Annotated in this window: 10 protein-coding genes; 4 read left to right on the top strand and 6 right to left on the bottom strand. The window is 73.2% G+C overall.

Features of this window, described 5'->3' with window-relative positions; translation table 11 throughout:
• Positions 1-112 precede the first annotated feature (112 nt).
• Positions 113-976 carry a hypothetical protein gene (locus RKE38_RS10265; RefSeq protein ID WP_316007323.1) on the bottom strand — a complete coding sequence of 288 codons (864 nt, stop codon included), beginning with the start codon at positions 974-976 and terminating at the stop codon, positions 113-115.
• Between the two features lie 151 nt (positions 977-1,127).
• On the opposite strand from RKE38_RS10265, the gene acs reads away from it, so the two are divergent.
• Both acs and RKE38_RS10255 read left to right on the top strand, forming a co-directional pair.
• Positions 1,128-3,074 (top strand): acetate--CoA ligase, encoded by a 1,947-nt coding sequence (acs, locus tag RKE38_RS10260; RefSeq protein WP_316007322.1) that lies wholly within the window; start codon positions 1,128-1,130, stop codon positions 3,072-3,074.
• A gap of 147 nt (positions 3,075-3,221) precedes the next feature.
• Positions 3,222-3,767: a GNAT family N-acetyltransferase gene (locus RKE38_RS10255; RefSeq protein WP_316007321.1), complete on the top strand. Its 546-nt coding sequence runs from the start codon at positions 3,222-3,224 to the stop codon at positions 3,765-3,767.
• Positions 3,768-3,838: 71 nt separating this feature from the next.
• Here RKE38_RS10255 and RKE38_RS10250 read toward each other — a convergent pair whose 3' ends face one another.
• A complete protein-coding gene (locus tag RKE38_RS10250; protein WP_316007320.1) occupies positions 3,839-5,077 on the bottom strand; it encodes a hypothetical protein in 1,239 nt (412 codons plus the stop codon).
• 153 nt (positions 5,078-5,230) lie between these two features.
• On the opposite strand from RKE38_RS10250, the gene RKE38_RS10245 reads away from it, so the two are divergent.
• The gene (locus RKE38_RS10245; RefSeq protein ID WP_316007319.1) at positions 5,231-5,677 is read left to right on the top strand and encodes a PA2169 family four-helix-bundle protein; all 447 of its coding nucleotides are present in this window, start codon (positions 5,231-5,233) and stop codon (positions 5,675-5,677) included.
• Here RKE38_RS10245 and RKE38_RS10240 read toward each other — a convergent pair.
• Complete coding sequence (locus RKE38_RS10240) at positions 5,652-6,527, bottom strand: glycerophosphodiester phosphodiesterase (RefSeq protein ID WP_316007318.1); 876 nt, start codon at positions 6,525-6,527, stop codon at positions 5,652-5,654. The genes RKE38_RS10245 and RKE38_RS10240 overlap by 26 nt on opposite strands.
• 119 nt (positions 6,528-6,646) lie before the next feature.
• Positions 6,647-7,483, bottom strand: a complete 837-nt coding sequence (locus tag RKE38_RS10235; protein ID WP_316007317.1) for an IclR family transcriptional regulator — start codon at positions 7,481-7,483, stop codon at positions 6,647-6,649.
• Positions 7,484-7,596: 113 nt separating this feature from the next.
• Here RKE38_RS10235 and aceB point away from each other — a divergent pair, with 113 nt between their 5' ends.
• Complete coding sequence (gene aceB, locus RKE38_RS10230) at positions 7,597-9,213, top strand: malate synthase A (RefSeq protein WP_316007316.1); 1,617 nt, start codon at positions 7,597-7,599, stop codon at positions 9,211-9,213.
• Between the two features lie 125 nt (positions 9,214-9,338).
• Here the strand turns inward: aceB and RKE38_RS10225 are convergent, their stop codons facing one another.
• Entirely contained in the window at positions 9,339-10,646 is a 1,308-nt protein-coding gene (locus RKE38_RS10225) for a guanine deaminase (protein ID WP_316007315.1), read from the bottom strand.
• On the bottom strand, positions 10,643-11,458 hold the full coding sequence (gene xdhC, locus RKE38_RS10220) for a xanthine dehydrogenase accessory protein XdhC (protein WP_316007314.1): 816 nt from the start codon (positions 11,456-11,458) through the stop codon (positions 10,643-10,645). The genes RKE38_RS10225 and xdhC overlap by 4 nt, the downstream gene beginning before the upstream one ends.
• Position 11,459: the final 1 nt, after the last annotated feature.

Here is an 11,459-nt window from a genome sequence, read left to right as displayed (position 1 = left end):
CGCAGCAGGGGGCACGGCACCGTGCCGTCAGGACCGCTTCGCTGTCAGGTCCGCTTCTGTGTCAGGTCCGCCTGGCTGTCAGGTCCGCCCACGTGCCAGGACCGCCTGGCTGTCAGGACCGCTTCTGCCCCGCTGCGGTCCGGCCCCGCACCCGTCCCGTGACCGCGCGCGTCGCCGCGATCGCCACGGCCAGCACCAGGGCCACCCAGAACCAGCCGGCCTGCGCGCGCAGCATCGCCTCGCTCGAGGTCCACCACTGGGTCCGCACGAAGTCCCAGCAGGCGTTCGCCACGACCCGGGCCTCGCCGCGACGCGACCCGATGTCCATCCGCGGGTGCAGCACGTCCCAGCCGTACCGGCAGGCGGCCGCGAGCAGGGCCGCCACCAGCCAGGTGACCAGCACCTTGAGCACGCTCAGCACCGTCGGCGCGACGCGGTGCCAGGTCGCCACCGCGAACGGCAGCGCGAGGGCCACGGCCAGCGGCGCCCCGTGCGGCCAGGTCGCGGGCGAGAACCCCGCCACGAACGCCAGGGCACCGGCCGCGCCGAGCGGTCCCTTGTGCCCGCGGGCACCGAGGACGATCCCGACGAACGCGCTGCCGGCCAGGATCAGTGCCAGCGACTGTCGCTCGTCGGGGTAGGTGTCGTGCGAGGGAGCACTGACCAGCCAGCCCAGTGCGCTCCAGCCGATGACGATGAAGAACCGGGGCCAGGGCGAGCGCACCACCAGCGACACCGAGGCCGCCGCAGCCGTCGCCCCCAGGAGCAGCAGGTCGCCGTCGAGCGGACGCAGCGGCAGCCGCGGCCAGACCTCCAGGCCCCAGAAGCCGGCCGGCCACCACAGCACCGCGCCGACCACGACGGCCACCCACGGCCACACCCTGCGCGACGTGCGCCGCCACCCGACGGCAGCGCCGGAGGCGCGGCCCGGCCGGTCCTGCGTGGTCGCGGCGAGCGGTGCCGTCTTCTCGGTCACGACGCGAGGGTAGCCGCCCGGCGCCACAACCGTCCGTCGGTCGAGCCGAGCTCCCCCTCCCCTTGTCCCACGCGGCGGATGCGGGTTGGCTGGGCGGGTACCCGCGTGCTCGCCCGCCGAGCCGCCTGCCGTTGATGCCAGGAGGTCCACCGTGTCCCAGTCCACGTCATTCGAGCCGAGCGCCGAGTTCGCCGAGCAGGCCAACGGGCAGGCGGGGATGTACGACGAGGCGGCCGCCGACTTCGAGGGCTTCTGGGCGACGCAGGCCCGCGAGCGGATCAGCTGGTCCACGGACTTCGGGCAGACCCTCGACTGGAGCGGTGCGCCGTTCGCCAAGTGGTACGTCGGCGGCGAGCTCAACGCGGCATACAACTGCGTCGACCGGCACGTCGAGGCCGGCAACGGCGACCGCGTCGCCATCCACTTCGAGGGCGAGGGCGGGGACACCCGCACCATCACGTATGCCGACCTGCAGCGTGACGTGGCGAAGGCGTCGAACGCGTTGGAGTCGTTGGGGGTTCGCAAGGGCGACCGGGTCGCGATCTACATGCCGATGATCCCGGAGACCGTCGTGACGATGCTGGCGTGCGTGCGGATCGGCGCCCCGCACTCGGTGGTCTTCGGTGGCTTCTCCGCCGACGCGCTGCGCACCCGCATCGCCGACGCCGAGGCCAAGGTCGTCGTCACCAGCGACGGGCAGTTCCGCCGCGGCAAGCCCGCACCCCTCAAGGCCGCCGTCGACGAGGCGGTCAGGGCCGACGGCTCCCCGGTCGAGAAGGTGCTCGTGGTCCGGCGCACCGAGCAGGACGTCGAGTGGGACGACTCCCGGGACGTCTGGTGGCACGACGTGGTCGAGTCGGCGAGCGACCAGCACGAGGCGCAGCCGCACGACAGCGAGCACCCGCTGTTCATCCTCTACACGAGCGGCACCACCGGGAAGCCCAAGGGCATCTTCCACACCACGGGCGGGTACCTGACGCAGGCGGCATACACGAACTCGGTCGTCCACGACGTCCACCCGGAGAGCGACGTCTACTGGTGCACGGCCGACGTGGGCTGGGTGACCGGCCACTCCTACATCGTCTACGGGCCGCTGGCCAACGGCGCGACCCAGGTCATCTACGAGGGCACGCCCGACACCCCGCACCAGGGCCGGTGGTGGGAGGTCGTCGAGAAGTACAAGGTGACGATCCTGTACACCGCCCCCACCGCGATCCGGACGTTCATGAAGTGGGGCGACGACATCCCGGCGAAGTACGACCTGTCGTCGCTGCGCGTCCTGGGCTCCGTCGGCGAGCCGATCAACCCCGAGGCGTGGCTCTGGTACCGCAAGCACATCGGGTCCGACCGCTGCCCCATCGTCGACACCTGGTGGCAGACCGAGACCGGCGCGATCATGATCAGCCCGCTGCCGGGCGTCACCGACCTCGAGCCCGGCTCGGCGCAGAAGCCGATCCCCGGCATCAGCGCGGAGATCCTCGACGACGACGGCAACCCGTTCACCGAGCCGGAGAAGGTCGGCTACCTCGTGCTGACGAAGCCGTGGCCGTCGATGCTGCGCGGCATCTGGGGCGACCCGGAGCGCTACAAGGAGACCTACTGGAGCCGGTTCGGCGAGAAGTACTACTTCGCCGGCGACGGTGCCAAGTACGACGAGAAGGGCAACATCTGGCTGCTCGGCCGCGTCGACGACGTCATGAACGTCTCGGGCCACCGCCTGTCGACCGCCGAGATCGAGTCCGCCCTGGTGTCGCACCCGTCTGTGGCCGAGGCCGCGGTCGTCGGCGCGACCGACGAGACGACCGGACAGGCCGTGTGCGCGTTCGTCATCCTGCGCGGGGGTGCCGAGGACCACGGCGACGAGACGGTGCAGGAGCTGCGCAACCACGTGGCCAAGGAGATCGGCCCGATCGCCAAGCCGCGGCAGATCATGGTCGTGCCCGAGCTGCCCAAGACCCGCTCCGGCAAGATCATGCGCCGGCTGCTGCGCGACGTCGCCGAGAACCGCGAGGTCGGCGACGTCACGACGCTGGCCGACTCCTCGGTCATGAGCCTCATCAAGGAGGGCATGAGCTCGGGCGCCTCCTCCGAGGACTGAGCCATCGCCCCCACGGGCGGCCCCGCCGGGGAGCCGCCGCGCGACCAGCTGCCCGGTGGCCCCGACACGGGGCCACCGGGCGGGTTCGGGGCCGGCCCGGTTCGCGGGTACACGCCGCGCGACCGGGCCGCGCTCTACGACGTGTGCGTGCGCACCGGGGCCAACGGCGAGGACGCCAGCGACCTGTATGCCGTGCCGCAGCTCCTGCCCGAGGTCTACCTGGGTGCCTACCTCGAGCTCGAGCCCGAGCTCGCGTCCGTGCTCGACGACGGCGCGGGGGCGGAGGGCTACGTCGTGGGGACCCTCGACACCCGGGCGTTCGAGGCACGCTGCGAGCGCGAGTGGTGGCCGACCCTTCGGTCGGCCCACCCTGAGGGCTCGGCGCCCGAGGGGACCGCGGACGCCCGGCTCGTGCACCTGCTGCACGAGCCACCCATCGCGCCGGCCCACGTGGTCGCGCAGCACCCGTCGCACCTGCACGTCGACCTGCTGCCGCGCTGGCAGGGCGGCGGCTGGGGTCGCGTGCTGCTCGAACGGCTCTTCGCCCAGCTCGCGGCCGCCGGGTCACCCGGGCTGCACCTCGGCGTCGGGACGGCCAACGAACGCGCGGTGCGGTTCTACGGCCGGCTCGGGTTCGAGGTCCTGGACGACACCTTCCCGGGCGCCCTCTTCCTCGGCCGCAGCCTTCCCTGAGACCGAAGGGCCTGGCCGCCTCGAGCCGTCCGTGGACCGGTCGTGGGCCGCCGGCTCCCGGGCGCGCCCGGTCAGGCCAGCATGGCGGCCCTCGCCCCCAGGAACGGGTGGAGCGCCAGGCCGAGGGGCACCTGGTCGCAGGCCCAGGCGAGCAGGGCCAGCTCGTCCGGCAGCCCGACGGGCAGCTCGCGGCGGAGCATCAGCATCGCGACGAAGTGGGCGTGCAGGACCGGGTGCATCGAGAGGTCCGTGTGGCGGCGACCGAGGTCACGGACCACCTCGTGGACGTAGTCCCGGGCGATCGCGAACCGTACCGCGGTGACGACGACGTCCCGGTCGGAAAGCCAGCGCAGCAGGTGGTGCCAGAGGCGCTTGTCGAGGGTCGCGAGGTCTGCACCGGGTGCGTCTTCCACGAGGGCGGTGAGGTCCAGCCGCTCGGCGTCCCCGGCATCCCCGGCGTCCCCGGCGTCGGCGTCGCCCGTCAGGGCCTGGACGGGCAGCCCGGCCTGGAGCACGCGGTCGCAGAGCTCGTCGATCGGCAGGCCTGCGATCGGTACCTCGCAGGTCATCACGGCCACCTCGTGGGCCGGCAGCGCCTCGTGCGCCGTCCGCAGCTCCCTTCGCGCGGCCTGCTCCGCCAGGTCGTCCGGCGTCACCTCCGCGTACGTCGCGAGGTGCAGCCAACGGAAGAGCAGCTGCTCGACCGCGGGCTCCAGGGCGCCCACCCCGAAGACGCGGGCCGTGCGGTCGTGGACGAGGGCAGCCAGGGCGTGCGCGTCCTGGGACCGGCTCCAGCCGAGGACCTCGCGGAAGTCGTCCCGCCCCAGCAGGGCGACGTAGACCCCGACGCTCTCGGCCACCACCCCCGACAGGGGCTCGCCACACCGTGCCGCGAACGCCCGCACGTCGTCGGCCAGGTAGCGCAGGTACCGCCACTGCGTCTCTCCCGGGTCTGGTGCGGTGCGCGGTCCCCCAGTCCCCGGCTCCCGGGGCGCGGAGGGCTGCTGCGGCCGGCCGAGGAACCGCAGCGGTTCCGCCGACGGCACCGGCGCCGGCGCTGCATACGCCTCCCACCCAAGCCGTGCCATCCGGAGCAGGGCGGTGGCCCCGACCGGTCGCACCACGGATGGGGCCAGGGCCAGGAGGTCGCGCTCGAAGGCCTCGGGGTCGCCGCCGCGTTCCCGCAGGACCCCGAGGGCCGCGTCGAGCTCCTCGCGCGTGCTGATCGTCCTCGGGCCGTCCACGTCCACCCCCACCACTCGCGCTCCCGGGTCGAGGAGCAGCGCCCCGGCCGACGATACGACCCCCACGGTTGCGCCGGACGGGAAACGGGTACAACCGGGCTGCAGGACGCCACACCCGCGTGACCTGCGAGAACGTGGGTCCTGTGTCAGGGTCGAAGGACCACACAGACGCGAGGTCGGCCCGACACGCAGGGCCGACCGACACCGAAGGAGTACCGCATGTCAGCTGACGCAAAGGTCGCCAAGGAGCTCGTCGAGACCCTCAAGGACGGCGAGAAGGGCTTCGCCTCGGCCGCGGACAAGCTGCGCGACAGCGACCACCCGGAGGCCGCCGCGACGTTCCAGCGCCTGTCGGAGCAGCGGGCCGGCTTCGCCCGCGACATCGTGGCCATGGGTCACGAGTACGGCGACGACGTGGACAAGGGCGGCACCGCGACGGCCGCGCTGCACCGTGGCTGGCTCTCGCTCAAGGACGCCCTCACCGGCGACGACGCCTCCGGCGTGATCGGCGCCGCGGTCACGGGTGAGGACCACGCCGTGTCCGAGTACGAGAAGGCGCTGGAGGAGGACGACCTCAGCGACGGGTTCCGTTCGCTCGTCCAGCAGCAGCACACCGCCGTCGTGGCGGCGCGCGACGAGGTCAAGGCGCTGCAGAACCTGTCCTGACCGGCACCGCACCACCGGCGCCCGACCCGCACCCGAGCGGGCCGGGCGCTGCGCCGTTCGTGGCCGGTCGGGGCGGGTCGCTCGGCGCGATGGTCATGGGCGCCCACTGCCCCCGCGCCACCAGCACCTCGCGCAGGACGTCCGGCCGGTCGGTGATCACGCCGTCGACGCCGGCGTCCAGCAGGCGCGTCATGACGGCCGGGTCGTCGACCGTCCACACGACGACCCGCACCCCGATCCGGTGGGCGCCCACGACGAGCCGCTCCGCGAACACCGGCACCCGCCCCACCCGCAGCGGCACGTGCGCGAACTCCGCCGTCGCGAACCGCCGGGCACACGGCATCCGCGCGTGGGCCGAGGTCACCAGCGCGGTGAGTGACCGCCACCCGAGCGCCGTGCGCACCCCCGGTACCCGCGCACGCAGCTCGTCCAGCCAGTCGTCCCACGCGCCGGCGACACAGACGCGGTCGCGGACGTCCCTGTCCTGCAGCAGGTCCGCCAGCGGCGCGATGGCTGCGCGCTCCTTGAGGTCGACGGTGAACGCCGCCCCGGGCAGCGCGGCGAGCGCCTCGCGCAGGGTCACCACCGGCTCGTGACCGTCGACCCGGGTGGCCCGCACCTGCGCCAGGGTGTGCCGCCGGACCGGGCCGCGCAGGCCGGTCACGCGGTCCAGCGTCGCGTCGTGGAAGCAGAGCAGCTGCCCGTCGGCGGTGAGCCGGACGTCGGTCTCGAGGTAGCGGAAGCCCAGCGCCGCGGCCCGCTCGAACGCCGCCAGGGTGTTCTCCGGGGCGAGGCCGGCGCCGCCACGGTGCGCGACCGCGAGCGGCAGGGACCCTCCGCCGTATGCCATGGGGCCCAGCGTGCCTCCCGCCGAGCCGGAGGAGGGCGCGAGAGCCCCTGTCCTGCACAGAGTTCACGCCGCCGACGGCGACTGTTGGCTCCTCCGTCAGCGGACCGGCACGGCGCGGCTCAGCCGGTGGCTCCCCTCATCTGCGCGGCGACGGCCTCGGCCGCCTGGTGCAGCGGGGCGACGGCCTCGGCGACGAAGTCGTCGGTCATCCGCGGCAGCGGGCCGGAGACCGACAGGGCGAGCGGCTGCGGCGCACCGGGCACGGCCACGGCCACGCACCGGACGCCGACCTCCTGCTCCCCCTCGTCCAGGGCGTACCCACGCTCGAGCGTGCGGTCCAGCTCGGCGACGAACGCCTCGGGCGTCGTGATCGTGTGGCTGGTCATCGCCGGCATGCCGGTGCGGTCGAGCAGCGCGAGCACCTCGTCGCGGTCCATCGAGGCCATGATCGCCTTGCCGACACCGGTGGAGTGGGGCAGCACCCGGCGGCCGACCTCGGTGAACATGCGCATCGAGTTCCGCGACGCCATGACCTGGCCGACGTAGACGATCTGGTCGCCGTCGAGCATGGCGAGGTTGACCGACTCGCCGAGCTCGTGGGCCAGGCGCTCCATGTGCGGCCGGGCCCAGCGCCCGAGCATGCGCGAGGTCGTGTCGCCGAGGCGGATCAGGCGCGGGCCGAGCGAGTACTGGCGCGACGCCTCCTGCCGGACGTAGCCGAGGTCGACCAGCGTGCGCACGAGTCGGTGGATGGTCGGCAGCGGGAGCTGGGCGTCGTTCGCGAGCTGCGACAGGCTGATGACACCGCCGGCGTCGGCCATCGTCTCGAGGATCGCGAAGGCGCGCTCGAGCGACTGGACGCCACCGGTCCCCTTCGCACCGGCGCTGCCGGGACCGGCAGCCGCGGCCCCGGGACCGGCAGCCGCGGCCCCGGCTCCGGACGTCGCGGCGCTCATATATCTGCCCCGCGGCGGATGCCAGTGAAAGGAAGATTCCGTATCATGGAACAATCGTAGCCCGCCGCCGTGCTCGACGGTGGCACCCTCCCCATCGAGACCCGAGGACAGGCATGTCGGACAGCACCGTGACCGTGGACGCCCCCAGCACCGTCGAGCGCAGCGAGGAGATCCTCACCCCCGAGGCGCTCGCGTTCCTCGCCGAGCTGCAGACCCGGTTCGGGCCCCGGCGCGACGAGCTGCTCGCCGCGCGCAAGGAACGGCGGGCCCAGGTCTCGCGGACCGGCCGCCTCGACTTCCTCGAGGAGACCAAGGACGTCCGCGAGGGCGACTGGCGGGTCGCCGAGGCGCCCGAGGACTTCCGCGACCGGCGGGTCGAGATCACCGGGCCGACCGAGCGCAAGATGGCGATCAACGCCCTCAACTCGGGCGCGAAGGTCTGGCTCGCCGACCTCGAGGACGCCAACACCCCGCACTGGCAGAACGTCGTCGGCGGCCAGGTCAACCTCAAGGACGCCGTCCGCCGCACCATCGAGCTGACCACCCCCGAGGGCAAGCACTACGCGCTCAAGGAGCCGGACTCCGTCCCGGTCATCGTCCCCCGCCCGCGCGGCTGGCACCTCGACGAGAAGCACCTCACGATCGACGGCAAGCCGCTCGTCGGCGCGCTCGTCGACTTCGGCCTCTACTTCTTCCACAACGCGACCGAGCTGCTCGCCCGGCACAGCGGCCCGTACTTCTACCTGCCGAAGATGGAGTCCCACCTCGAGGCCCGGCTGTGGAACGACGTGTTCACGTTCGCCCAGGACCGCCTCGGCGTCCCGCAGGGCACCGTCCGCGCGACCGTGCTCATCGAGACCATCCCGGCCGCGTTCGAGATGGACGAGATCCTCTACGAGCTGCGCGACCACGCCGCCGGGCTCAACGCCGGCCGCTGGGACTACCTGTTCTCCATCATCAAGTACTTCCGCGACTCCGGGCCCGAGTTCACCCTCCCGGACCGCAACGCCGTCACCATGAACGCGCCGATGATGAAGGCGTACAGCGACCTGCTCGTGCAGACCTGCCACAAGCGCGGCGCCTTCGCGATCGGTGGCATGGCCGCCTTCATCCCGAGCAAGGATCCCGAGGTCAACGAGCAGGCCTTCGCCAAGGTCCGCGCCGACAAGGAGCGCGAGGCCTCCGCCGGCTTCGACGGCTCGTGGGTCGCCCACCCCGGCATGGTGCAGCTGTGCAAGGAGGTCTTCACCGAGACCCTCGGCGACTCCCCCAACCAGCTCGCCAAGCAGCGCGACGACGTCTCGGTCGCCGCCGACGACCTGCTCGCCGCCTCGAAGACGCCGGGCGAGCGCACCCTCGACGGCCTGCGCGGCAACGTCACCGTCGGCATCCAGTACCTCCAGGCCTGGCTGCGCGGCAACGGCGCCGTCGGCATCAACAACCTCATGGAGGACGCCGCCACCGCCGAGATCTCGCGCTCGCAGATCTGGCAGTGGCTCAACAGCGAGGCCGAGCTCGAGTCCGGCGAGAAGGTCACCCGTGACCTCGTCGACCGCGTGGTGGAGGAGGAGTATGCCGGCCTGCTCGAGTCCGCGGGCGACGACGAGGCCGTGCGTGGCTCACTCGAGACGGCCCGCAAGCTGTTCGTGGAGTGCGCGATCGACCCCGACTTCCCGGACTTCCTGACCCTGCCGGCCTACGACGAGGTGCTGCGCGCCGAGCGCGCCTGACCGCGTCCACCGTCCGCGAATCTTGGGCCAACATTCCGTGGGCGGGTGAACCTTCACCCGCTGCGCGAATGTTGGCCCAAGATTGCGTATGCCGGCCGGCTGGGACGGGGGCTCGGGGACTGGGCTCAGCGGCGGGGCGGCATCCGCCAGCGGCTCGCGGCGATCTGGTCGCCGCCGACCCACACCCCCGCGACGTCCGAGGTCGTCCCGAGCGCGAACACCTTGGACAGGGCGTCGAGCGGCGACTTGGCGTTGCCGAGGCCGACGGCGAGCGGGTCACCCGCCTCCGGCAGCAGCCAGACCGCGTCGAACTGCTTGCCCACCGACAGGTCGCCGACCTCGTCGTCCAGACCGAGCGCCTGCGCCCCCGCCGCGGTGCACAGCCACAGCAGGTGCGCGGACGTGAGCGGCAGGCCCTCGTCGGCCAGCAGCCGCTGCATGAAGTACGCCTGTAGCCCCTCCTTGAGCATCGAGAACCCGGTGCCGGCGCCGACGTCCGAGCCCATCCCGACCCGCACACCCGCCTCGACGTGCCGCCGGAGCGGGAACAGCCCCGAGCCCAGGGCTGCGTTGCTCGTCGGGCAGTGGGCCACGGACGCGTCTCTGGCCGCCAGCGTGGCGAGCTCGGCGTCGGTCGGGTGCACGTTGTGCGCCAGGACGGAGCGGCGCCCCACGAGGCCGTGGCGGTCGTAGGTGTCGACGTAGGACGCCCCGTCGAACAGCGCACCGACCTCCTCGATCTCGCGGAGGTTCTCGTTGACGTGGGAGGTGAACAGCGCACCCTCGAGCTCGGACATCGTCGCGGCGCACGACTCGAGCAGGGCGTCGCTCGCCGACAGCGAGAACCGCGGCGTCACGGCATACCGCAGGCGGCCCTTGCCGTGCCAGCGGGCGGCGAGGCCGCGCGCCTCCTCGTGCGCCCGCTCGGGCGTGGTGAGCAGCGGCTCGGGCAGGATGCGGTCGGAGGTGACCAGGCCCGTCGCGACGCGCAGCCCCCAGAGGTCCGCGGCCTCGAACATGACGTCGACGGCCGACGCGAAGTGCGAGCCGAAGACGAGGGCCGTGGTGGTGCCGGCGTCGACCAGGCCGGTGACGAAGTCGCGGGCCACGCCGCGGGCGTAGTCGACCTCGCGCATCCGGATCTCCTCCGGCAGGGCGCACTGGTCGAGCCAGTCGAGCAGCGGCATGCCGAGACCGCCGATGACGCGCACCTGCGGGAAGTGGACGTGGGTGTCCACGAGCCCGGGCAGGACCATGCCCTCGCGCAGGTCGAGCACCTCCTCCTCGCGGTGGGCGGCGCGGACCTCGGCGAACGGCCCGCGGGCCGTGATGACGCCGTGCTCGACGAGCAGGCCGCAGTCCTCCTCCGAGCGCAGCTCCCCACCGGCGAACGGGTCCGTCGGGGTGTCGAGGACGGTCGCGCGGATGATCACCGGGACACCTCCGCACGCTCCGCCGCGAACGACTCGAGCAGCTCGGCCGCGACGGCGACGGCGATGACGGCGGGCTCCTTGCCGGCGAGCGAGGGTATGCCGATCGGCGTGTGGATGCGCTCGAGGTCCTGGGGCGAATGACCCTCTGCGGCAAGGCGCTTGGCGAACCGGCGCCACTTCGCCGACGAGCCGATCAGCCCGACCGAGCCCAGGTGCCCGCAGCGCAGCGCGGCATCGCACAGGGCGGCGTCCTCGGCGTGGTCGTGGGTCATGACGAGCACGTGCGTGCCGGGCGGGACCTGGCCGAGGACCAGCTCGGGCACGGGGGCGTGGTGGACGTGCACCCGGGCCACGGCGTCGTCGAGCGCGCGGAGCCGGGCCGGCTCGAGCTGGTCGGCGCGCGAGTCGACCAGGTGCAGCTCGAGGTCGTGCCGGGCGAGCACGCGGGCCAGCTCGAGCCCGACGTGCCCCATCCCGAAGACCGCCACGGCCGGGACGACGGCCAGCGGCTCCAGCAGGACGACCACCTCGCCGCCGCAGCACTGCTGGCCGTGCTCGACGGGGGCCCGCTCGTTGAGCGCCAGCTCGAGCTGCTCCGGGACGCGGGCGCCATCGGCGAGCATGGCGCGGGCGCGCGTGACCGCGGTGGCCTCCAGGTTGCCGCCCCCGATGCTGGCCCAGGTCGCATCGGCGGCGACCACCATCTTGGCGCCGGCCTCGCGGGGCGAGTGCCCGCGCACGGACACGAGTGTCACCAGGACCCCCGCCCGTCGCTCGCGCCGCAGCCGCTCGACGGCCCGGACCCACGACACC

It is taken from the genome of Phycicoccus sp. M110.8, from assembly GCF_032464895.1.
GTDB lineage: Bacteria > Actinomycetota > Actinomycetes > Actinomycetales > Dermatophilaceae > Pedococcus.
The sequence above is the reverse complement of the archived record's forward strand: the minus strand, read 5'-3'. Positions and strand labels throughout refer to the sequence as shown.

Bases quoted from the DNA above. Each gene is read 5' to 3' on its own strand.
- RKE38_RS10245 (WP_316007319.1), top strand. From the start codon at position 5,231: ATGTCAGCTGACGCAAAGGTCGCCAAGGAGCTCGTCGAGACCCTCAAG.
- RKE38_RS10240 (WP_316007318.1), bottom strand. From the start codon at position 6,527: ATGGCATACGGCGGAGGGTCCCTGCCGCTCGCGGTCGCGCACCGTGGC.
- RKE38_RS10235 (WP_316007317.1), bottom strand. From the start codon at position 7,483: ATGAGCGCCGCGACGTCCGGAGCCGGGGCCGCGGCTGCCGGTCCCGGG.
- aceB (WP_316007316.1), top strand. From the start codon at position 7,597: ATGTCGGACAGCACCGTGACCGTGGACGCCCCCAGCACCGTCGAGCGC.